Source organism: Pseudomonas sp. LBUM1679 (assembly GCF_059695565.1).
Genome location: NZ_CP166774.1, coordinates 1,110,336 through 1,132,895 on the forward strand (window position 1 = coordinate 1,110,336; position 22,560 = coordinate 1,132,895).

At 61.1% G+C, this 22,560-nt stretch carries 21 protein-coding genes; 14 read left to right on the forward strand and 7 right to left on the reverse strand.

Annotation, left to right across the window (positions count from 1 at the left end):
* The first annotated feature begins 6 nt into the window (after positions 1-6).
* From ACA062_RS05050 to ACA062_RS05060, 3 genes are all read left to right on the forward strand, one after another.
* The gene (locus tag ACA062_RS05050; protein WP_497455468.1) at positions 7-1,284 is read left to right on the forward strand and encodes a flavohemoglobin expression-modulating QEGLA motif protein; all 1,278 of its coding nucleotides are present in this window, start codon (positions 7-9) and stop codon (positions 1,282-1,284) included.
* A 163-nt stretch (positions 1,285-1,447) separates the two neighbouring features.
* Positions 1,448-2,362: an alpha/beta hydrolase gene (locus ACA062_RS05055; protein WP_497455469.1), complete on the forward strand. Its 915-nt coding sequence runs from the start codon at positions 1,448-1,450 to the stop codon at positions 2,360-2,362.
* The gene (locus ACA062_RS05060) at positions 2,359-2,688 is read left to right on the forward strand and encodes a PA3694 family proteiin (RefSeq protein ID WP_497455470.1); all 330 of its coding nucleotides are present in this window, start codon (positions 2,359-2,361) and stop codon (positions 2,686-2,688) included. The genes ACA062_RS05055 and ACA062_RS05060 overlap by 4 nt, the downstream gene beginning before the upstream one ends.
* Before the next feature lie 208 nt (positions 2,689-2,896).
* On the opposite strand, the gene lptF is transcribed toward ACA062_RS05060, so the two are convergent.
* From lptF to ACA062_RS05075, 3 genes are all read right to left on the reverse strand, one after another.
* The gene (gene lptF / locus ACA062_RS05065) at positions 2,897-3,685 is read right to left on the reverse strand and encodes a lipotoxin F family OmpA-related lipoprotein LptF (protein WP_497455471.1); all 789 of its coding nucleotides are present in this window, start codon (positions 3,683-3,685) and stop codon (positions 2,897-2,899) included.
* Positions 3,686-3,734: 49 nt separating this feature from the next.
* Complete coding sequence (locus ACA062_RS05070) at positions 3,735-4,148, reverse strand: DUF4398 domain-containing protein (RefSeq protein WP_497455472.1); 414 nt, start codon at positions 4,146-4,148, stop codon at positions 3,735-3,737.
* Between the two features lie 364 nt (positions 4,149-4,512).
* Positions 4,513-4,857 (reverse strand): pilin assembly protein, encoded by a 345-nt coding sequence (locus tag ACA062_RS05075; protein ID WP_497455473.1) that lies wholly within the window; start codon positions 4,855-4,857, stop codon positions 4,513-4,515.
* Positions 4,858-5,058: 201 nt separating this feature from the next.
* On the opposite strand from ACA062_RS05075, the gene ppc reads away from it, so the two are divergent.
* From ppc to ACA062_RS05110, 7 genes are all read left to right on the forward strand, one after another.
* Positions 5,059-7,689 carry a phosphoenolpyruvate carboxylase gene (gene ppc, locus ACA062_RS05080; RefSeq protein WP_497455474.1) on the forward strand — a complete coding sequence of 877 codons (2,631 nt, stop codon included), beginning with the start codon at positions 5,059-5,061 and terminating at the stop codon, positions 7,687-7,689.
* Between the two features lie 289 nt (positions 7,690-7,978).
* Positions 7,979-8,626 carry an adenylate kinase gene (gene adk / locus ACA062_RS05085; RefSeq protein ID WP_497455475.1) on the forward strand — a complete coding sequence of 216 codons (648 nt, stop codon included), beginning with the start codon at positions 7,979-7,981 and terminating at the stop codon, positions 8,624-8,626.
* 86 nt (positions 8,627-8,712) lie between these two features.
* A complete protein-coding gene (tsaB, locus tag ACA062_RS05090) occupies positions 8,713-9,387 on the forward strand; it encodes a tRNA (adenosine(37)-N6)-threonylcarbamoyltransferase complex dimerization subunit type 1 TsaB (RefSeq protein WP_497455476.1) in 675 nt (224 codons plus the stop codon).
* Positions 9,388-9,665: 278 nt separating this feature from the next.
* Entirely contained in the window at positions 9,666-9,971 is a 306-nt protein-coding gene (locus ACA062_RS05095; RefSeq protein ID WP_497455477.1) for a hypothetical protein, read from the forward strand.
* Positions 9,971-10,831 carry a DUF72 domain-containing protein gene (locus tag ACA062_RS05100; RefSeq protein ID WP_497455478.1) on the forward strand — a complete coding sequence of 287 codons (861 nt, stop codon included), beginning with the start codon at positions 9,971-9,973 and terminating at the stop codon, positions 10,829-10,831. Before ACA062_RS05095 ends, ACA062_RS05100 begins: the two co-directional genes overlap by 1 nt.
* Before the next feature lie 33 nt (positions 10,832-10,864).
* Positions 10,865-11,686, forward strand: coding sequence for an isocitrate lyase/PEP mutase family protein (locus ACA062_RS05105; RefSeq protein ID WP_497455479.1), 822 nt, complete (start codon positions 10,865-10,867; stop codon positions 11,684-11,686).
* A gap of 2 nt (positions 11,687-11,688) precedes the next feature.
* Positions 11,689-12,384, forward strand: coding sequence for an extensin-like domain-containing protein (locus tag ACA062_RS05110; protein WP_497455480.1), 696 nt, complete (start codon positions 11,689-11,691; stop codon positions 12,382-12,384).
* A gap of 3 nt (positions 12,385-12,387) precedes the next feature.
* Here ACA062_RS05110 and ACA062_RS05115 read toward each other — a convergent pair whose 3' ends face one another.
* Positions 12,388-13,008 (reverse strand): energy transducer TonB, encoded by a 621-nt coding sequence (locus tag ACA062_RS05115; RefSeq protein WP_497455481.1) that lies wholly within the window; start codon positions 13,006-13,008, stop codon positions 12,388-12,390.
* 91 nt (positions 13,009-13,099) lie between these two features.
* Between ACA062_RS05115 and ACA062_RS05120 the strand changes: the two genes are divergently transcribed.
* Positions 13,100-13,882, forward strand: coding sequence for a class I SAM-dependent methyltransferase (locus tag ACA062_RS05120; protein WP_497455482.1), 783 nt, complete (start codon positions 13,100-13,102; stop codon positions 13,880-13,882).
* 186 nt (positions 13,883-14,068) lie between these two features.
* Here the strand turns inward: ACA062_RS05120 and ACA062_RS05125 are convergent, their stop codons facing one another.
* The gene (locus tag ACA062_RS05125; protein ID WP_497455483.1) at positions 14,069-14,713 is read right to left on the reverse strand and encodes a TetR/AcrR family transcriptional regulator; all 645 of its coding nucleotides are present in this window, start codon (positions 14,711-14,713) and stop codon (positions 14,069-14,071) included.
* 93 nt (positions 14,714-14,806) lie between these two features.
* On the opposite strand from ACA062_RS05125, the gene ACA062_RS05130 reads away from it, so the two are divergent.
* From ACA062_RS05130 to ACA062_RS05140, 3 genes are all read left to right on the forward strand, one after another.
* Complete coding sequence (locus tag ACA062_RS05130; protein ID WP_497455484.1) at positions 14,807-15,907, forward strand: efflux RND transporter periplasmic adaptor subunit; 1,101 nt, start codon at positions 14,807-14,809, stop codon at positions 15,905-15,907.
* Between the two features lie 5 nt (positions 15,908-15,912).
* Positions 15,913-18,984: an efflux RND transporter permease subunit gene (locus ACA062_RS05135; RefSeq protein WP_497455485.1), complete on the forward strand. Its 3,072-nt coding sequence runs from the start codon at positions 15,913-15,915 to the stop codon at positions 18,982-18,984.
* Between the two features lie 1,062 nt (positions 18,985-20,046).
* On the forward strand, positions 20,047-21,393 hold the full coding sequence (locus tag ACA062_RS05140) for a Fic family protein (RefSeq protein WP_497455486.1): 1,347 nt from the start codon (positions 20,047-20,049) through the stop codon (positions 21,391-21,393).
* A 51-nt stretch (positions 21,394-21,444) separates the two neighbouring features.
* On the opposite strand, the gene ACA062_RS05145 is transcribed toward ACA062_RS05140, so the two are convergent.
* Positions 21,445-22,134 (reverse strand): DUF4197 domain-containing protein, encoded by a 690-nt coding sequence (locus tag ACA062_RS05145; RefSeq protein WP_497455487.1) that lies wholly within the window; start codon positions 22,132-22,134, stop codon positions 21,445-21,447.
* A 23-nt stretch (positions 22,135-22,157) separates the two neighbouring features.
* The gene (locus ACA062_RS05150; RefSeq protein ID WP_497455488.1) at positions 22,158-22,556 is read right to left on the reverse strand and encodes a YbaY family lipoprotein; all 399 of its coding nucleotides are present in this window, start codon (positions 22,554-22,556) and stop codon (positions 22,158-22,160) included.
* Positions 22,557-22,560: the final 4 nt, after the last annotated feature.

Genomic DNA, 22,560 nt, shown 5'->3' on the forward strand with positions numbered 1-22,560 from the left:
TTTCGGGTGGACGATTACCAGCAGTCGATACGCATTTTATCCGATCGCATTGTGCTGGCGCAGACGCCGATTCGCGTCCTCGATGCGGTCAAGTGGGACGACACCATCCGCAAGGGTTTCCTCAAGGCCAAGGGCAAGGAAATGCCGGCAGTGGACCGCGATTATTACTTGAACCGGCCGCTGTCCTTCGACTCCAGCAAAGTGAAGCTGGAATTCCAGAACATCGAACGCGACATCACCCGTCAGCTCGGCCAGTTCAACCCGGTTGGCCAGATCATGCGCCGCATGTGCAAGGAATACCGCATGGTGGTGCGCATGCTCGAGGCACGTGGCACCGAGGATTTCGGCCTGATTTCCCAGGAACTGTACGGCGCCGCGTCCGACGCATTCCATGCTGGCGACCCGACCCTGTCCGACCTGGGCCTGATGCTCTCCGATTACCTGAACAACATCGACGGTCGCGGCGACCTGAAGGACGAACCGAAAACGCTCACCGCCAAGGATGCCGTGGATTTATTGCAAGCCCGGCTGAGCAAGGTATTTGGCGAGGCCGAGGACACCATTCGGGTGTTCGAGTCCGACGGTATCGTTGCCGATGCGGCGGCCGGCGCCGACTACATCAAGATTCGCACCGACGCGATGTTCAACGAGCGTGACGTGCGCGCCCTGGAAGTCCACGAAGGGCTGGTGCATGTGGGCACCACGCTCAATGGCCTGAACCAGCCCATCTGCACCTTCCTGTCCAAGGGGCCGCCTTCGTCGACGGTGACCCAGGAAGGCCTGGCGATCCTGATGGAAATCATCACCTTCGCCTCTTACCCGAGTCGCCTGCGCAAGCTCACCAACCGCACCCGTGCCATTCATATGGTGGAGGAAGGCGCCGACTTCCTGCAGATCTTCGAATTCTTCCGGGAGCAGGGCTTCGAAATGGCCGAAAGTTATGGCAACGCCAGCCGGGTGTTCCGCGGTTCGGTGCCGACAGGCCTGCCGTTTACCAAAGACTTGTCCTACCTCAAGGGCTTTATCATGGTCTACAACTACATTCAGTTGGCCGTGCGTAAAGGCAAGCTGGAGCAGATACCGCTGTTGTTTTGCGGCAAGACCACGCTGGAAGACATGCGCACCTTGCGCCAGCTGGTGGATGAAGGATTGGTCGTGCCGCCCAAATACTTGCCGGAGCAGTTCCGCGACATGAACGCGCTGTCGGCGTGGATGTGCTTCTCCAACTTCCTCAATCACCTGAGCCTGGACCGGATCGAGGCGGATTACTCCAACATCCTGTAAGGCTGGAGAAAATCCTTGTGGGAGCGGGCTTGCCCGCGATAGCGATGTAACATTCAACATTAATGTTGAATGTTAAGGCGTCATCGCGGGCAAGCCCGCTCCCACAGGTTAATCGTTTGCCACAGGATTTTGTTCCACCCCCATTTCTGCGAGGTTTCATCGGATGAGAATCCTCGGCATCCTCTGCCTTCTCCTGACCTTGAGCGGGTGCAGCTCATTGCTGTTCTACCCCGAGCCAGGCCAACTGTTCACCCCGGAAAAAGCCAGGCTCGAATTCCGCGACGTCACCCTCACCACCGCCGACGGCCTCAAGCTGCATGGCTGGTGGCTACCGGCGAAAAAAGGCGTCGAGGTCAAGGGCACGGTGCTGCACCTGCATGGCAACGGCGGCAATCTGCCCATGCATCTTGGGGGCAGTTGGTGGCTGCCGAAGCAGGGCTATCAAGTGCTGCTGGTGGACTATCGCGGTTATGGCCTGTCCGAAGGCGAGCCGTCGCTGCCGGCGATCTATCAGGACATCGATGCCGCGTTCAAATGGCTCGATCAGGCCCCCGAGGTCCGGGGCAAGCCGTTGATCCTGCTGGGCCAGAGCCTCGGCGGTTCGATGGCGGTGCATTACCTGGTCCAGCACCCCGAACGCCAGAAGCAACTCAAGGCCGTGGTCCTCGACGGCGTGCCCGCCAGTTACCGCAGCGTGGGCCGGTTTGCCCTGAGCAACTCATGGCTATTCTGGCCATTCCAAGTGCCGCTGTCGTGGCTGGTGCCGGACGGCGACAGCGCCATTCACTCGATGGCTCAGCTCAATGGCGTGCCGAAACTGATCTACCACAGCATCGACGATCCGATCGTGCCTCTTTCCAACGGCATCCGTCTGTATCAAGCTGCGCCGCCGCCGCGGGTGCTGCAACTGACCCGTGGTGGTCATGTGCAGACGTTCGCCGACCCGGTCTGGCGCCAGGTCATGCTGCGCTATCTCGACGATCCGCAGCATTTCAACGGGTTGCGCCGCCTGGGTGAAATCCCCAATTACCCGGCAACCCCGAATTCAGAAGATGAACCACCAGAGAGCCCGCAATGAGTGAAGAACGTAACGCCATCCCGCTGATCATCACCGGTATCTGCAGCATCCTCGGCACCGTCGGCGCCCTGTGGTGGTATGGCTACCTGCACTTTGCCAAACCGGAAGACGCGCTGCTGCTCAGCGACTTCACCCTGCTCAAGACCGTGCCCGGCGAAGACTACAAGGTCTCCCTGGAACCGGCCGCGCAAGTGGCCCAATGCATCGATGGCGTGCTGGTGATGTTTGACACCGAACAGAAAGGCCTGAGCGGTGTGCTGGTCAACAACAAGAAAAAGGCCGTGCGGTGCATCGGACAGGAAACGCCGCAGAAACTCGAGCAATAACCCCGGTCTGGAGTCACAGAAGATCCAGTGTGGGAGCGAGCTTGCTCGCGATGGCGGTGTAACAGCCAGCACTGATGTTGAATGTTATGCCCTCATCGTCGGAACGCCGCCCGGAGCAAGCTCGCTCCCACAGGGGGATGAGTGATAGCCAAATAAAAGCCCCGCCTGATCAGATCAAGCGGGGCTTTTTTGCTACAGCAAGTCCAGCTTAGTTCGAACTGACCGCCGAACGCGGAATCACCGGCTGGTTGTCGTTGGAAATGGTCACTTCCACCCGACGATTCATTGCACGACCCGAGGTGCTGCTGTTTTCAGCAACCGGGTATTCCTTGCCATAACCCTGGGCAACGATGCGCGCTGGATCAACGCCCATTTTCGCCAGGGCCGTGCGCACGGAACCGGCGCGGCGCTCGGACAGCGACTGGTTGTGCGAAGCCGTACCGGTGCTGTCGGTATAACCTTCGACAATCACCTTGCGGTCCGGGTTTTCCTGAAGGAACTGCGCCAGTTTGTTGATGTTGACCAGACCGCTGGATTTCAGGTCAGCCCGGTCGGTGGCGAACAGCACATCACCGAAGGTCACCAGGGTGCCGCGATCGGTCTGCTTGGCGTTCAGGCTGTCCTGCAGCTGTTTGATCTGCTGGTCGCGGGCATCCAGGCGGGCCTGGGCACGTTGTGCAGAAGCGTCCTTCAGATTGGCTTCAGCGGTACGCAGGGCGATGGTCTGCTTCGCCACTTCAACCCGCTGGTTGGCCAAATAGGCAAGCTGGTCGACCTTGGCCTGGTCTTCCTTGTCCATGTAGGCCTTGTCGGCCTTGTCCAGGTAATCGCTGGCGTCCTTGGTTTCCAGTGCCGCAATTTTGCTGGCTTGCGGGTTGGCTTGCAGGCCGCTGTAGTTGGTGCGGGCCTGTTCCAGGTTCGCGTTGGGCGGTGTGGAGCAGGCAGCCAGTGCAACACTTGCAGCCAGCAGGGCAGGGATCATCAATTGTTTGCGCATAATGGTTTCGTCCTTTTAGTCGAGTAAGAAGTACGTCGTGCCGCGCCGCTTATTGCACGGTGCGCTGGCTTTCCTGACGCAGTTCCTGAACCCCTTTCTGAGAGTCCTTCACAGCCTGTTCGGCTTTCATCGCCTGGGCTTTGCGCTCTGCTACGCGAGCGTCCCACTCGGCCTGTTCGGCCAGAATCTTGGCCTCGGCATACTTCTTGTCGTGCATGGCGATTTCGGCTTGCTTGAGCTTGTCCTGGGCGGACTTCATTTCCACTGCAGCGAATTCGGTACCGCCGGCGCTGACGGCGCCATTCACGGCGGATTGGGTCACGGCGAATTGTTCGGACGGCGGGTTACCCGCGCAACCGGCCAGGACCAGGCTGCTGCCGATGGCCAGTGCCGCCAGTTTCAGGCCGCGCAGGTGGGTCGACGGGGATTGGGCAGTTCGGGTCTTCATGGTCTTCAACTCCATTGGAATAACTCCTGAAAAACTTAAAAATCCATCCTGGGTATGGAGCCGCAACCGTCAATTTCAGGGGTGTTTTGAAACGGCCGTCCCAGGCGTGGTTACTGGGTGTGACCCGTGGCGTTTTTCAAAAGTTCAGAGAAGATGGCTCATCGCCCGAAAAAATATTGACCGGGTGGACAAGGCTCTGGAGCGGGAACTTTGGTGATCTGTGGCGGTATTCCCCGACCTGTTGCGGGTCAGGAACACGCATTTGTAGGAGCGAGCTTGCTCGCGATGGTCCTGAGGACGACGCGTTTATTCAGCATAATCGCGTTATCGTTAACGTCCATCGCGAGCAAGCTCGCTCCTACAGGGATTCAGGTGCTGATCAGTGCTTTTGTTCGTCGTTACCGCTCGACAGATCATGCAAATGACGACGGGACAAGGCGAGAAAACGCGGCGTCGGCCCGACGTCTTCGTACAGCGGATCGCCTTCTTCGTCGGTGGCCACGACGGTCGAGCCCTTCACGTAGGGGAAGCTTTTCTCGAGCTCTTCCAGGGCGGCGCCGATCAGCTCGCCGAGCAGTTCTTCGGGATGCCGTTTGGGGTACATCTCGACGATCGCAGCCAGCCGCGCGGCAGCCTCCAAATCCAGATGAATCTTGTAGCCGGTGTCGGTCAGGCGACCCTTGGCGTTTTCTTCCCAGTGCAGGGCTAGCTCGCGGATTTTCATAGTGACCTCAGTGCGCACCTGCTCGTGGCAGGCAGGGAGAGCGCCGGCGTTGGCCGGCGGCGGCCGTTGTACGGCTTACTCTTCAGACTAGCTATAACGCCCAAGGTTTAAAGTCCCTTCGTCGTCTTGCTTGTAAGAACCTGTCTGGAGCGGCACTCTTAAAGCTCTTAGCCGCCCGGATTTCTTGCTGGAGAACTGCTGATGACCGATATCGATGCACGCTTGCGCGAGGACGTTCACCTGTTGGGTGAGCTGTTGGGCAACACCATTCGTGAACAGTACGGGGACGGCTTTCTCGACAAGATCGAGCAGATCCGCAAGGGCGCCAAGGCCGACCGTCGCGGGTCGATGGATGCCGAGCTGAGCGCCAGCCTCAACCAACTGAGCGAAGACGAGTTGCTGCCGGTTGCGCGGGCGTTCAACCAGTTTCTCAACCTGGCCAATATCGCCGAGCAATATCAGCTGATTCACCGCCGCGAAGAATCACAGCCCGCGCCGTTCGAAGCGCGGGTGCTGCCGGAGCTGCTGGCGCGCCTGCGCGCCGAAGGTCATGGCGCCGAATCCCTGGCCCGGCAACTGGGCCGGCTGGAGATCGAGCTTGTACTGACGGCGCACCCGACCGAAGTGGCGCGGCGCACGCTGATCCAGAAATACGACGCCATCGCCGCGCAACTGGCCGCCCAGGACCATCGCGACCTGACCAGTGCCGAGCGCGAGCAGATCCACGCGAAGCTGCAGCGCCTGATCGCCGAAGCCTGGCACACCGAAGAGATTCGCCGCACCCGACCGACGCCGGTGGATGAGGCTAAGTGGGGCTTCGCGGTGATCGAGCATTCGCTATGGCAGGCGATCCCCAATTATTTGCGCAAGGCCGATAAAGCCCTGCATGACGCCACTGGCCTGCACCTGCCACTGGAGGCCGCGCCGATTCGCTTTGCCTCGTGGATGGGCGGCGACCGGGACGGCAACCCCAACGTGACCGCTGCCGTGACCCGTGAAGTCCTGCTGCTGGCACGCTGGATGGCCGCTGATTTGTACGTGCGTGATATCGATCATCTGGCGGCCGAATTGTCGATGCAGCAAGCCAGCGAAGCCCTGCGAGCCAAGTCCGGGGACAGCGCCGAACCTTATCGCGCCGTGCTCAAACAGCTGCGTGAACGCCTGCGCGCCACCCGTAACTGGGCGCACGCGTCCTTGACCGCGACCACGCCGGCGCCAGCGAATGTGTTGCAAAACAACCGCGACCTGCTCGATCCGCTGGAGCTGTGTTACCAGTCGCTGCACGAGTGCGGCATGGGTGTGATCGCCGACGGGCCGTTGCTCGATTGCCTGCGCCGGGCCGTGACCTTCGGCCTGTTCCTGGTGCGCCTGGACGTGCGCCAGGACTCGTCCCGGCACTCGGCGGCGATGACCGAAATCACCGATTACCTGGGTCTCGGTCGCTACGAAGACTGGAGCGAAGAAGAGCGCATCGCCTTCCTGATGCGTGAACTGAACAACCGTCGGCCATTGCTGCCCGCGTATTTCAAGCCGTCCGCCGACACTGCCGAAGTACTGGCGACCTGCCGGGAAATCGCCCTGGCACCGGCGGCTTCACTCGGCTCCTATGTGATTTCCATGGCCGGAGCCGCTTCCGACGTGCTGGCTGTGCAACTGCTGCTCAAGGAGTCCGGCGTGTTGCGGCCCATGCGTGTGGTGCCGCTGTTCGAAACCCTGGCCGACCTCGATAACGCCGGCCCGGTGATTGAGAAACTGTTGCTGCTGCCGGGCTATCGCGCGCGCTTGCAAGGGCCGCAGGAAGTGATGATCGGTTATTCCGACTCGGCCAAGGACGCCGGCACCACCGCGGCGGCCTGGGCGCAGTATCGGGCGCAGGAGCGTCTGGTCGACATCTGCCGCGAACAACAAGTGGAGCTGCTGTTGTTCCACGGTCGCGGCGGCACCGTGGGCCGCGGGGGCGGTCCGGCCCACGCGGCCATTCTGTCGCAGCCGCCGGGTTCGGTGGCGGGGCGTTTCCGCACCACTGAGCAGGGGGAAATGATTCGTTTCAAGTTCGGCCTGCCGGACATCGCCGAGCAGAATCTCAATCTGTACCTGGCCGCCGTGCTGGAAGCGACCTTGTTGCCGCCGCCACCCCCCACACCCGAGTGGCGGCACTTGATGGACGAATTGGCCGCCGATGGCGTCAGTGCCTACCGCGCCGTGGTACGGGAAAATCCGCAGTTCGTCGAGTATTTCCGCCAGTCCACGCCGGAACAGGAACTGGGACGCTTGCCGTTGGGCAGTCGTCCGGCCAAGCGCCGCGCGGGCGGGATCGAAAGCCTGCGGGCGATCCCGTGGATCTTCGGCTGGACCCAGACGCGCCTGATGCTGCCGGCCTGGCTCGGTTGGGAAGCCGCCCTGAGCAAGGCGCTGGAACGCGGCGAAGGCGAGCTGCTGGGGCAGATGCGCGAGCAGTGGCCGTTCTTCCGGACCCGCATCGATATGCTGGAGATGGTCCTGGCCAAGGCCGACAGCGATATCGCCCGGTCCTACGATGAACGCCTGGTCGAACCGAATCTGCTGCCTTTGGGTGCGCATTTACGCGACCTATTGTCGCAGGCCTGCTCGGTGGTCCTGGGGCTGACCGGTCAGTCTCAGCTACTGGCACATAGCCCAGCCACCCTTGAATTCATCCGCTTGCGCAACACTTACCTCGACCCGCTTCATCTATTGCAGGCCGAGTTATTGGCGCGCTCCAGGCAACAGGAAGTGGAGCAGGGCAGCCCGGTGGAACAGGCGCTGCTGGTGTCTGTGGCGGGGATTGCCGCCGGATTGCGCAATACCGGCTAAGGTTTTTGCCGTGGGTCCAGGCACCCGATGCGGGCATCGGGTGCCTGCTGGCGCAGGCATGAAAAGTGCTGCCAGGCGACAGTTAATGATGGGGTTGCGACTTGGGGTACCCCGTCGCACAGGTCACGTCAGGCGCGGGTTTCTCCGACTTTTGGCGGCTTGTGTGGTCAGGGCCTGCTGTGTATCTTGATCAGCCTCTGGCCGTTTGGGCGGTCACGATCCTTTTTTTGAGGTTGGCCCCACGAGGCGAATCTGACGTTATTTATATAAAAAATTGAGGAGCACATCGATGCGCGTCATTCTGCTGGGAGCTCCCGGGGCCGGTAAAGGTACTCAGGCTAAGTTCATCACCGAGAAATTCGGCATTCCGCAAATCTCCACGGGCGACATGTTGCGTGCCGCGGTCAAGGCCGGCACCGAGCTGGGCCTGATCGCCAAGAGCGTCATGGACAGCGGTGGTCTGGTTTCCGATGACCTGATCATCAATCTGGTCAAGGAACGTATCAGCCAGGCCGATTGCGCCAACGGTTTCCTGTTCGACGGTTTCCCGCGCACCATTCCTCAGGCTGAAGCCCTGGTGAAAGCTGGCGTGGAGCTGGATCACGTGGTCGAAATCGCCGTCGACGACGAAGAGATCGTGCAGCGTATCGCCGGGCGTCGCGTCCACGAGGCCAGCGGTCGCGTGTACCACACCGTCTACAACCCGCCGAAAGTCGCAGGTCAGGACGACCTCACCGGTGAAGCACTGGTGCAGCGCAAGGACGATACCGAAGAAACCGTGCGTCATCGCCTGTCGGTCTACCATTCCCAGACCAAGCCGCTGGTAGCCTTCTACCAGAACCTGGCGAATGCCCAGGGCAAGCCGAAATACAGCCACATTACTGGCGTCGGTTCGGTTGAAGCGATCACCGGCAAGGTGCTCGAAGCGCTGAGCTGAACACCGCTTCATCTTCTACGGCCCGCTTGCGGGCCGTAGTTGTTTATACTGGCGCACTTTTTCTGACCACTCTTACGGAAACATCGATGAGCACCTTGCTGGCCCTGGACACCGCGACTGAAGCCTGCTCCGTTGCCTTGCTGCATGACGGCAAGGTCACGAGCCATTACGAGGTGATCCCGCGCCTGCATGCGCAGAAGCTGTTGCCGATGATTCAGCAATTGCTGGCCGAGGCCGGGACGACCTTGCAAGCGGTCGATGCCATCGCCTTCGGTCGCGGGCCGGGCGCTTTTACCGGCGTGCGGATCGCCATCGGCGTGGTACAGGGGCTGGCGTTTGCACTGGAGCGCCCGGTATTGCCGGTGTCGAACCTGGCGGTGCTGGCACAGCGAGCGTATCGCGAACACGGCGTCAGCCAGGTGGCGGCCGCCATCGATGCGCGGATGGATGAGGTGTATTGGGGGTGCTACCGCGAGACGGCAGGGGAGATGCGCCTGGTCGGCAATGAGGCGGTGTTGCCTCCCGAAGCGGCAGCGTTGCCGGGCGATGCCAGCGGTGACTGGTTCGGTGCGGGCACGGGTTGGGGTTATGCCGAGCGCATCGCGGTCAGTTTGGCCGGGCAGGATGCGGGCATGCTGCCTCATGCTGAAGACTTGCTGACCCTGGCGCGTTTTGCCTGGGCGCGGGGTGAGGCGATTGTGGCGGATGAGGCGCAGCCGGTGTATTTGCGCGATAAAGTGGCGACACCCAAGGCGCGGTAAGATCCGGGACCGAGTGGGTCCAATCGCGGGCAAGCCCGCCCTGTAGGAGCGAGGCTTGCCCGCGAAGCAGGCGGTACGGTTTTGCAGGTACACCGCGTTATCGTTCTTCGCGGGCAAGCCTCGCTCCTACAGGGCGAGACTGCGCAACACAGCCAACTGTCGTTTTCTGCCCAGGTTGTTAAACCTTTCATCGTTTCTGTGTTCTAGTTAGTACTCGGCTGTTTGCGAAGTGGGTTGTGCGCCACTAAACTGCCATTATCGATACCGAGCCCGCCAACATGCGTATAGACGGCCTTTCCTCTCAGTCCTACCCCATCAAGCGCCAGCCTCGCAAAGGCCGTGTGGTCGAGGACGAATCCGTCGATATCGACGGTGAGCTGGCGTTTCCGTCCGAAGAGCAGCTGGCCGCCCGCGCCGCCAAAGCCAGCGCACAACGCCTGAGCAATCTTCCCGCCCGTCAGCAAGACATGATCTACCACCGCGCCATGAGCAAAAGTGTGGCCACGGCACTCGCCAGCTACCTGAGCACCGCCGGTTTTGTCGATTGGGATGCGGATGTGCTGGGTCTCGACCTGTACATCTGATGGTGCTGCCTTACTACCTCGGTTGCCCGTCCTGGAGTGAAAACGCCTGGCGCAACTACTTCTATCCGCAAGACGCCAAGCCCGCCGAATTTCTGAATCTGTATTCCCAGGTGTTCAACGCCGTGGAAGGCAATACGACCTTCTACGCCAGCCCCTCTGCCGCCACCGTGCAGCGCTGGGCCGACAGCATGCCGGAGCACTTTCGCTTTACCGCCAAGTTTCCTGGCGACATCAGTCACAACGGCGACCTGCGGGAACAACTGACGGCTGCCGAAACCTTCCTGCAATTGCTCAGCCCCTTGGGCGAGCGGGTTTCGCCGCTGTGGCTGCAATTGTCGAAAAGCTTCACGCCGCAACGGCTGTCGGAGCTGGCCGGTTTTATCGATGCTGTGGGCCGGCCCCTGGCAGTCGAAGTGCGGCATGATGCGTTCTTCGCCAAGGGCGATGATGAGCGCAGGCTCAATCGCCTGCTGCTGGATCGCGGTGTCGAGCGCATTTGCCTCGATCCGCGTGCGCTGTTCAGCTGCACCTCGACTGATCCGTCAGTGCTCCACGCTCAATCGAAAAAGCCCCGGGTTCCGCCCCGTCCGGCGGCATTTACCCAATTTCCGCAGGTGCGCTTTATCGGCCATCCGCAACTGGAAGCGAACGATCCGTTCCTGGTGCCCTGGGTCGAGAAAATCGCCCTGTGGATCGAAGAAGGCCGCACGCCGTATATTTTCCTGCACACCGCCGACAATCTGCTGGCCGCCAGGCTTGCTCAACGGTTCCACGCACAACTGATGCTGCGTTTGCCTGGCCTGCCGTCGCTGCCTGAGCTATACAGAGAGCCCGCCGCGGAGCAACTTGGCCTGCTCTGAAGCGGATTTTTTCCTCTTCCCGGGAGCCTGCCAATGGATGCGCAAACCCTTCGAGCCCAAGCGTTCAAAGCCCTGCATGAACGCGATGGCGCTTTTGTGATTCCCAACCCATGGGATGCCGGCTCGGCGATCATGCTCGCCAGCCTTGGTTTCGAGGCACTGGCGACCACCAGTGCCGGTTATGCCTTTTCCCAGGGTCGTCCCGATGGTGGATTGACGCTGGACGAGACCTTGGCGAACGTCCAGGCGATAGTCGCGGCCACCGATCTGCCGGTCGCGGTCGATCTGGAACATGGATTCGCCGACGATCCTGCCGAATGCGCCCAGAGTATCTTGCGGGCTGCAGCAGCAGGCGCGGTCGGCGGTTCGATCGAAGATGCCACAGGACGCGAAGACGGCCCGATCTACTGCTTCGACCATGCAGTCGCCCGCATCGAAGCCGCTGTCGCCGCCGCCCGCAGTCTGCCTTTCCCGTTCACGCTGACGGCCCGGGCGGAAAACTTTCTGCATGGCATCCCCGATCTGGACGACACGATTCGCCGCTTGCAGGCGTTTGCCGAAGCCGGCGCCGACGTGGTGTATGCGCCGGGCCTGCGCAGCGCTGAGGAGGTGTTGGCGGTGGTGCGGGCGGTAGCGCCCACACCGGTCAACGTCTTGATGTCTGGCGGGCTCAAGCTGACCGTCGAGCAATTGAGGGCGATGGGCGTCAAACGGATCAGCGTGGGTTCGGCGCTGGCCCTGGCGGCGTATGGCGAGTTCTTTCGTGCCGCGCAAGAGATCCGGCAGTCGGGCACCTTCGGATTCACTGCGCGCTCCATGCCGTTCCAGCAGGCCAATCAATTGTTCAAAGGCTGACGATGCGGGCGCTGTGGGTGATGTTCGTGCTGACGTTGATCATCGGCACGGCGGCAGTGAGCGTCTGGCGTGGCTGGGTCTCGCTGCCGCCGCAATGGAACCCCTGGGCGCCGCTGGACGTGAAGGCCCAACCCAATTTTCTGACGCGCTACAAGCTGATGCGACTGCGTGATGATCCGCAGCTATGCGATCAGGTCCTGGGCAGCTCCGGATTACGTGTGTCGCGCCAGGCCGACAGCCCTGGCGCGACCTGCCCGTTGCTCAACACCTGGCGTGTGCAAGGCGGCGCAGTGGCCCTGAGCAGCAGTTTCCTCGCCAGTTGTCGCCTGGCGGTGTCCTTCGCCCTGTTCGAGCATCACGCGCTGCAACCCGCGGCACAGGCGGTCTATGGCCAGACTGTGACCCGTGTCGATCATCTCGGCAGCTTTGCCTGTCGCAACGTCTACGGTCGCGAGAACGGCAGGCGCAGCCAGCACGCCAGCGCCAATGCGCTCGATATCGCCGGTTTTCGCCTGGCCGACGGCCGCGCCGTCAATGTGCTCAAGGATTGGCCGAAGGATAATCAGGACGCACGGTTTCTGCGCCAGGTCCGCGATGGCGCCTGCGACCTGTTCAGTGGGGTATTGAGCCCGGACTACAACGCCGCCCATCGCGATCACTTTCACCTGGATGTCGGGCCGTGGCAGGTCTGTCGCTGAGACTCAGGCGGCGATACGCAGGTTCTGCAGCACGATCGGGCGCGCCCAGCCGGTATCGAAATCGAAGAGTTGCTGTTGTTCCATCAGCGCTTCGGCCGAGAACGGCGGGAAGGGCTTGTCCAGCAGATGGAGTTCGAACTCGGCGATCGGCAAGTGCAGCGCACGCGGTTGTGGCGCCGGACCGGTTTGCGGCACAGGCTGGCCTGCGGCCAGCACGATCGGGCGAACCCAGGCGCTTTCGAAGTCCTGCTGTTGCTGCTGAGCGATGATTGCCTCGTCCGGGAACGGCGGGAAGGGTTTGTCCGCCAGGTCCGTTTCGAACTCCGCAATCGGCAGGAACAACGGCTCGGGCGGGCGTACTTCGTTGTCCTTCACCTCACAGTCGCGCTGGGCAACGATGTGCGCCAGCAGATCGCTGCCAACCGTGGGTTCGACCGGGCTGTCGAGATCGACCGGTGGAAAGTTGAGCGATTGCGGCAGCACCTCACCCGACTGATCGGCCAGCGCCCGGGCAAAAAAATCCTGCCACAGGTGACTGACACCGCTCAGTGCCTGGGTATTGCGCAGGCTGAAATCGCCGTAGGGCGAGATAAAGCCGGTGATGGTGGGTTGAAAGTCTGACATTTCTCTCGGTCGACGCTCAGCTCTGGCAAAATGCTCGATAGTGTTGTTATCGGCCGTTTTTGCCGATCATTAATTTTTTGAGCGTGTTCCCATGATTGAGCAACCTGCGGTCTGCCGCATTCACGTCGAAGCTTCGACCCCGGCCTTTCAGCCACAGGCCGAACAATGGGCCGAGCGCCTGGGCTTGCCGATGCAGGTGGCGGACGCTGAGTTTGCCTTGCAGGTGGGCGAGCAGGGTTTGCAGCTGCAACAACTGGGTGCCGATGCGCCGGGCCCGGTGCGGGTGGACTTTGTCGAGGGCGGCGCGGCCCACCGTCGGTTATTCGGTGGCGGCACGGGGCAGATGATCGCCAAGGCGGTGGGCATTGGCCAAGGCGTGCGTCCACGGGTGCTGGATGCCACGGCAGGGCTGGGCAAGGACGCGTTCGTGCTGGCGAGCCTGGGCTGCGAGATGAGCCTGATCGAGCGTCAGCCGTTGATCGGCGCCTTGCTTGAAGATGGCCTGGCCCGTGGCGCGGAGGATTTCGCCGTGGCGCCGATCGTGGCGCGGATGAGGTTGCTCAAGGGCAATTCGATCGAAGTGATGCGCAACTGGGAAGGTGAGCCGCCGCAAGTGATCTACCTCGACCCGATGTTTCCCCATCGGGAGAAAACCGCGTTGGTGAAGAAGGAGATGCGTCTGTTCCGGCCGTTGGTGGGGGATGATCCGGATGCGCCGGCATTGCTCGAAGCGGCGTTGGCGCTGGCCAGCCACCGGGTGGTGGTCAAGCGCCCGCGCAAGGCGCCGTGCATTGCGGGGCCCAAGCCCAGTCATGCGCTGGATGGGAAGTCCAGTCGGTATGACATTTACCCGAAGAAAGCGTTGAAGCCCTGAGACCTGCATCGCCCCCATCGCGAGCAAGCTCGCTCCCACAGGGGATCTGTGGTGTGACATGGATCGCTCCCACAGGGGATCTGTGGTGTGACATAGATCGCTCCCACAGGGGATCTGTGGTGTGACATGGATCCCTGTGGGAGCGAGCTTGCTCGCGATAGCGTCGGCCCAGACACTACAAATCGATCAGGCTGACTCCGGTCGATAAGCCCGCATAAACAACCCCACCACTTCCCGCACATGGCTCTCGGCCGCATCCCCGGTCAACGGCTCGCCACACCCATACAACAAGCGAAAATTCCCCGCACCCTTGAGCAAGCAGAAAAAATGCTCCGCTGCATGGCGCGGCTTGTCGATGCTCAGCGCGCCGCTCTGATCCACCTTGCTCAGCAACCGTTCCATCCCGTGCAGCATGCGCTCCGGCCCGGCCTCGAAGAAAATCTGCGAGAGCTTCGGGTCCTGGCTGCCCAGGGTCATCATCAGCCGGTGCAGGTTCACCGATTCGTCGCTATTGATCAGCTGATGAAAGCCACGCGCGATGTTCAACAGCACCGTTTCCACCGCGATGCCGTCCGGCAATTCGAAAAACAGCGTTGGCAGTTGTTCTTCGCACTTGGCCATGACGGCGGCGGAGAACAGCGTCTCCTTGTCGTTGAAATGGCTGTAGACCGTCAGTTTCGACACCCCGGCCTCGGCCGCCACGGCGTCCATGCTGGTGTTGGCGTAACCATTGCTCAGAAACAGGATTTTCGCCGCTTCGAGGATCGCCTGGCGCTTGGCCAGATCCTTGGGGCGGCCCGGACCGTTGGGGGCTGAAAGATTGTTTGGCATTCTTCGCTTTAATACTGGACTGGTGAGTTTGCTATTAATAACATACTGGCCAGTATAATTATTCCAAGCACCATTAGCGAAAGGTCCTTCACCATGTTCCGCTATGCCTTGCCCCTCGCATTGCCGGTCAGTCTGGCGTTTTTATTGTCTGCGTGCGGTCATGAAGAGGCGCCTCAAGTCACCGTTCGACCGGCCATGGTGGTGCAGCCAGAGCCGTCGGCCCGAGCCCTGGAAAGCTTTCCCGGTGAAGTCCGGGCGCGCTTTGAGCCGGAGCTGGCGTTTCGCATTGGCGGCAAAGTCAGCCGACGACTGGTCGAGGAAGGGCAGCGGGTCAAGGCGGACCAACCGCTGGCGGAGCTCGATCCGCAGGACGTGCGCCTGCAACTGGAAGCCACCCGCGCCCAGGTCGCCGCTGCCGAAGCCAATCTGAACCTGGTGCGCGCCGAGCGCGATCGCTACAAGACCCTGATGGACAGGCAGATGGTCAGTCGTTCGCAGTACGACAATGCAGAAAACCTGTTCCGCTCCGGTGAAGCCCGCCTGAAGCAGATCAAGGCCGAGTTCAACGTCTCGACCAACCAGGCCAGCTACGCGGTGCTGCGCGCGCCCCAGGACGGTGTGGTGGCCAAGCGAGCGGTGGAAGTCGGGCAAGTCGTGGCGGCGGGACAAACCGTGTTTACCCTGGCCACCGATGGCGAGCGCGAGGTGTCGATCAGCCTGCCGGAACAGAGTTTCGGCCGGTTCAAGGTCGGCCAGCCGGTGTCGGTGGAACTCTGGACCCAACCCGATCAACGTTTCGCCGGGCGCATCCGTGAGTTATCCCCGGCGGCCGATCCGAAATCGCGCACCTTCGCCGCGCGCATCTCATTCACCGGTGGCAAGGTTCCCGCCGAACTCGGCCAGAGTGCCCGGGTGTTCGTCCAGGCCGCCGACGTGGTGACGCTGTCCGTACCGCTTTCCGCGCTGACCGCGGAAAACGGCGCGACCTACGTCTGGGTCGTCAGTGCCAACAACACCTTGAAGAAAACCCCGGTGCGGGTCGGTGCGTTCGGCGAGAAGACCGTGCCGGTGCTCGAAGGCCTAAACGCCAATGACTGGGTGGTGGCGGCCGGTGTCCATGTGCTTCTCGAAGGGCAGCAGGTGCGCCCCGTGGATCGCTCCAACCGTGTGGTCAATCTGGCGGACAAGGAGTAATCCCGATGGGTTTCAATCTGTCCGAATGGGCGCTGCGTAATCGCCAGATCGTCCTGTTCCTGATGCTGTTGCTGGCGGTCGTGGGAGCACTTTCCTACACCAAGCTCGGCCAAAGCGAAGACCCGCCGTTCACCTTCAAGGCCATGGTGATCCGTACTCTCTGGCCAGGGGCGACGGCGCAGGAAGTATCGCGCCAGGTCACCGAGCGCATCGAAAAGAAGCTGATGGAAACCGGTGAGTACGAGCGCATCGTGTCGTTCTCGCGCCCCGGTGAATCCCAGGTGACGTTCATTGCCCGGGACTCCATGCATTCGGTGGACATTCCCGAGCTCTGGTACCAGGTCCGCAAGAAGACCAGCGATATTCGCCACACCCTGCCACCAGGGGTTCAGGGGCCGTTTTTCAACGATGAGTTCGGCACGACATTCGGCAATATCTACGCCCTGACCGGTGAGGGCTTCGACTACGCGGTGCTCAAGGATTACGCCGACCGCATCCAGATCCAGCTGCAACGGGTCAAGGACGTGGGCAAGGTCGATCTGCTCGGGCTGCAGGACGAGAAGATCTGGATCGAACTGTCCAATGTCAAACTCGCCACCCTCGGGTTGCCCCTGGCGGTGGTGCAGCAAGCGCTCGAGGAGCAGAACGCGGTGTCCACCGCCGGCTTCTTCGAAACGTCCAGCGAGCGCTTGCAGCTACGGGTTTCGGGGAATTTTCAGACCGTCGACGAGATCAAGAACTTCCCGATCCGCGTAGGCGATCGCACCTTTCGCATTGCCGATGTAGCGAACGTGCGCCGTGGTTTCAACGATCCTCCCGCGCCGCGCATGCGCTTCATGGCCGAAGATGCCATCGGTCTGGCCGTGGCCATGAAGCAGGGTGGCGACATTCTGGTGCTGGGCAAGGCGCTGGAAGTCGAGTTCGCCAGGATCCAGAAAAACCTTCCGGCCGGCATGCAGCTGCGCAAGGTGTCCGACCAGCCGGCCGCGGTGAAAACCGGGGTTGGCGAGTTCGTTCAAGTGCTGGTGGAAGCCCTGGCCATCGTGCTGTTGGTGAGCTTCTTCTCCCTTGGTGTGCGCACCGGCATGGTGGTCGCCCTGGCGATTCCGCTGGTGTTGGCGATGACCTTTGCCTGCATGTATTACCTCGGCATCGGCCTGCACAAGATCTCTCTGGGCGCGCTGGTGCTGGCCCTGGGGTTGCTGGTGGACGACGCGATCATCGCCGTGGAAATGATGGCGATCAAAATGGAGCAGGGCTTCGACCGGATCAAGGCCGCCAGCTATGCCTGGACCAGTACCGCGTTCCCGATGCTCACCGGCACGCTGATCACCGCTGCCGGCTTCCTGCCGATTGCCACTGCGCAATCGGGCACCGGCGAATACACCCGCTCGATTTTCCAGGTGGTGACCATTGCGTTGCTGGCCTCGTGGATTGCCGCCGTGGTGTTCGTGCCCTATCTGGGGGAAAAACTCCTGCCGGACCTGGCGAAAATTCATGCGGCCAAACACGGGACCGGCGACGGCCGGACCGACCCCTACGGTACGCCGTTCTATCAACGGGTCAGGCGCCTGGTGGAGTGGTGTGTGCGCTGGCGCAAGACTGTGATCCTGCTGACCGTCGTGTTGTTCATCGGCTCCATCGTGCTGTTCCGCTTTGTTCCACAGCAGTTTTTCCCGGCGTCCGGGCGTCTTGAGTTGATGGTCGACCTGAAACTGGCCGAAGGCGCTTCCCTGAGCAACACCGCCGACGAGGTCAAGCGCCTTGAGGCCCTGCTGAAGGATCACGTCGGTATCGACAATTACGTGGCCTACGTCGGCACCGGTTCACCGCGCTTCTACCTGCCGCTGGATCAGCAACTGCCGGCGGCGAGCTTCGCCCAGTTTGTCGTCCTGGCCAAGACCATCGAGGACCGCGAACCCCTGCGTACCTGGCTGATCGACACCCTCAACGAACAGTTCCCGGCCCTGCGCTCGCGGGTCACGCGGCTGGAGAACGGCCCGCCGGTCGGCTATCCGGTGCAGTTCCGGGTCACTGGCGAGCACATCGAGGAAGTCCGTGCGCTGGCGCGCAAAGTCGCGGCCAAGGTTCGCGAGAACCCTCACGTGGTCAACGTCCACCTGGACTGGGAAGAGCCGAGCAAAGTCGTGTACCTGAACGTCGATCAGGACCGCGCCCGGGCGCTTGGCGTGAGCACGGCGAACCTGTCGAGGTTCCTGCAAAGCTCCCTGACCGGTTCCAGCGTCAGCCAGTACCGTGAAGACAACGAGTTGATCGAGATCCTGCTGCGCGGCACCGTGCACGAACGCACCGAACTGTCGTTGCTGCCCAGCCTGGCGGTGCCGACCGACAACGGCCGCAGCGTGGCGCTGTCGCAGATCGCGACCCTGGAATACGGCTTTGAAGAAGGCATCATCTGGCACCGCAACCGTTTGCCCAACGTGACGGTCCGCGCCGACATCTATGGCAAGGAGCAGCCGGCGACCCTGGTGCAACAGATCATGCCGACCCTCGATCCGATTCGCGCCGAATTGCCGGACGGCTATTTGCTGGATGTCGGCGGCACCGTGGAAGATTCGGCCCGGGGGCAGAATTCGGTGAAGGCGGGCGTGCCCTTGTTCATCGTGGTGGTGCTGACCTTGCTGATGCTGCAACTGCGCAGTTTCTCACGCACGGTGATGGTGTTTCTCACTGCGCCATTGGGGTTGATCGGGGTGACCTTGTTCCTGATGGTGTTCCGTCAGCCGTTCGGTTTCGTTGCCATGCTCGGGACTATCGCCTTGTCCGGGATGATCATGCGTAACTCGGTGATCCTGGTGGACCAGATCGAGCAGGATATCGCGGCCGGGCTCAAGCCGTGGCAGGCGATTATCGAGGCGACGGTGCGGCGTTTCCGGCCGATTGTGTTGACGGCGCTCGCGGCGGTGCTGGCGATGATTCCGCTGTCGCGCAGTGTGTTTTTCGGGCCGATGGCGGTGGCGATCATGGGGGGGTTGATTGTGGCCACTGCGTTGACGTTGCTGTTCCTTCCTGCGCTCTACGCGGCCTGGTTTCGTATCAAGAAAGACCCAGTTTGATCTTTTGATCTTGGCGGCCTTCGGGCCGACCAGGTTGTTGGTGATGGTGTACATATCCATTGTTGCGGTAACGGCCGCTTATGGTTTCGCCCTTACGGCGACTCACTTTTTTTTCAAACGCCAAAAAAAAGTAAGCAAAAAAAGGCTCGCCCCGGCGTCCGGCCCCTCGCTAAGGCTCGGCGTTCCTTCGCTCCGGTATTCATCCGGGGACACTGCCCTCCGGTCTGCTTCGCGACGACCTACATGCAGCGTGTTCGACTGCGTCGAACGGCGCTGCGCGCCACTCCCCGGATAAACACCTCCACTCAGCCTCCCGAAGGGGCGGGTGGATCAAGATCAAGCGCTGCAGGCGAGCTAACGCTCGGCCTGATGAGTGGTGAAGAGCGCAGGGTGTACGCCGATCCTTTGTAGGAGCTGGCTTGCCAGCGAAGACGGCCTGCCAGTCCACCTGATTCTGCGGATCAACCCAAACCCCTTGTAGGAGCTGGCTTGCCAGCGAAAGCGGCCTGCCAGCCAGCCAATCCCTCACAGATACACCCGATCCAATTATGGGAGCGAGACCGGCTTACCGGCGAAGGCGGCCTCAAAATCGACGATGTTTATCAATCAGTCAAAACAGCAGAACTTTCCCACAAGATTTTCAGGTTGTCCGTGGGAAGTGCGACCTCTAGCCTTTGATCGTCGCTGCAAAAAGCAGCGACCGGGTTTCGCAGCCCGGTTAAACTTCAGACGCACAGCGTCCACCATCTCGAAAGCGGGCGCTTTTTTATGACTGTGTTATGGCGGTTGTGCGCGGGATACCTTTGGGTATGCCGGGTTCCTGAAGTCCCGGTCTGCGAACCTGCGTACAGCTGCAACCTTAGCACCACCAAAAAGCCCGCTGAACCTGTGAAGGCCAGCGGGCTTTTTGTGAATGTGCGTCGTCCGATCAGGCTGACCAAGTCGTGGTCACCGCAAGCACACTTTGCTCCTACACCTATCTCAGACTTGTCTGATATTGAGATGTGGAGAGCAAAATGCTGTACTCAAGACTCAGTTTCATGAGTTTTTGAGACAGCGCCAGTGAAAAAGCCACCCATTCTGAAAGGCCGATCCGACCCGATTTTCGACCTGTTGGCGCGATCGCCGCACAAGGAGCGTCTCTCGGACTACCTCGCCCTGCTTATGCCGATGGACGATCAGGGGCGTTACCTTCCATTCGATGAGTTGCGCTACCGCTGGGCGCCGGGGCTGGATTCGAATCTGTGCTGGGCCCTGGTCAAGAAAGCCCGGACTGCCCAGTACTCAACCCTTCTGCCCTTGGGCGAGCCGATCCAGTGGGGCAAGTGTGTCCTGACGCCACTGGCGCAAAAGGCGATGTCCATCGTCGACCGACAAGCGACGACTGCCGCGTTGGAATACATGACCAGCCAGATCGGTGAGCGCGCGCACTTCAGTTATCTGCTCAACGATCTGATCGAAGACGAAGCCATCAGCAGCAGCCAGCTCGAAGGCGCGGCAACCACCACCCGGGTGGCCAAGGACATGCTCAAGCGCAAGCGCCTGCCGCGCACGCCGGATGAGCGCATGGTGATCGGCAATTACAAGATGATGAACTTCGCCTGGGAGCAGCGTTATGAACCCTTGAGTCTCGAGCTCATTACGGCGATGCATCGGGTCGGTGTGGAGGGCATTGATGACGCGCAATATTCGCCGGGGGATTTCAGGGATAACGATGACGTGGTGGTGCAGGATGGCGAAGGCAACACCGTCCATGCGCCACCCCCGGCAGCGGGGCTCGCCTCTCGATTGCAGATGTTGGCGAAGTGGATCAATCAGTCCCACAACGACCCCGATCATACGGATTACCTTCATCCGTTGATCAAAGGCATCGCGCTGCATTTTGCCCTGGGCTACGAGCACCCTTTCCGCGATGGCAACGGCCGGGTCGCGCGCGCGTTGTTTTACTGGTTCATGTTCAAGAATGACTTCTCGGCCTTTCGCTATATCGCGATCAGCATTTTGCTGCGTAACGCGCCGGTGAAGTACGGGCGCTCGTATTTGAATACCGAGGCCGATGATTTGGACCTGACCTATTTCATCGATTTCCAGTGCTCGGTCATCCTGCGGGCTGTCAGCGGTTTTACCGAGGCTTATCGGAAAGGTCTGGCCTATGCCGAAAGCTTCGATCGATGGCTGCTGGAGTCGGGCTTTTTCGACCGGCTCACCGAGAAACAGCGCGCGGTATTCCAAGTGGCCAAGAGTGGTATGGCCAAGGAGTTCACGGCGGTCAATGTGAAGGAGAATCTGGGTTGTTCCTACAACACCGCATCGGCGACTTTGAACGGATTGGTAGCGCTGAAGGTGTTCGAGAAGAGGAAGATGGGACGCGAGTGGGTGTTCTTTCTGCGGGCGGCATCAACGCCCTGAATCACTGTGGGAGCGAGCGGTCTCGCTCCCACAGGTGTTTTGAACTGCAGCCTAGAGCGTGCCGAACACTTTTTTCGCCAGGCTGGTCGCCGCAGCTGCCGGGTTCTGGCGAATGGTTTCTTCCTGTTTGCCGATCATCTCGAACAAACCGTTCAATGCCTGCTCGGTCACGTAGCTTTCGATGTTGGCATTCTTCGCATCCACTACGCCCAGCGTTGCAGCCTGGCCCACGAACGAGTTGTACTGCTTGGCCAGGCCCACCTGGTCGGTGGCTTGCTTGACGATCGGCAGGAACTTGGCGCGGATCTGTTCGCGGCTGGTTTTGCTCAGGTACTGCGTGGCCGAGTCATTGCCGCCGCTGAGAATCCCTTTGGCATCCTCCACGCTCATCTTCTTCACCGCGTCCACCAGGATCGGCTGGGCCTGGGTGACGGCGGTTTCCGCCGCCTTGTTCATGCTGGTTTCCAGTTGATCGACCTGGGCGCCCATGCCGAACTGTTTCATTTTACTGGCGACCTTGCCCAGGTTGCCCGGCAGTTCGATTTTCACCTCCGGGTTGTTGCTGAAGCCGCCAGGCGTGCCCAGCTGCTTCACGGCCAGTTGCGCGCCCTGGGTCAGGGCATCTTTCAGGCCGCCGGTGGCGTCCTTTTGCGACAGGTCGCTGAGCGACAGCGCCAGGGCGCTGGCGCAGAACATCACGCCTGCGCACAGGCCGGCGAGACGAAGGGTAGGGCGGAGCATGGTGGCTTCCTTGTTCGAAAGAATTAGCGGACGGCGTGGACGCGGACTTTCAGCGATTGTGGGTCGCTGCCATCAAGCTGTACGGCGTGTTGTTGGGTGGTGGTATACATCAGTTTGCCATCCACCTCGATCCGCGCGCTGACCGAATAACGATGGCCGGGTTGGACTTGTGCCGGATCGTAGCTCAATTGGAACGGCAGCGGCACCTGGCCTTTGACCGGGCCTTTCTGTTCGTCGAGGACCACGGCGGGGGCGTCGGCCAGGGACACGTCCTGCAGGCTGACGCTCAAGGTGGCGTTCGGCGGCAGGGCGATGCGTTGCAGGTAGAACACTTCGCCTTCGAGGCTGGGTTTAGCGGCAGGTTGTATCAACTGACAGGCACCCAGCAGGGTGGCGATGGCCAATAGAGAAAGTTTTTTCATCGTA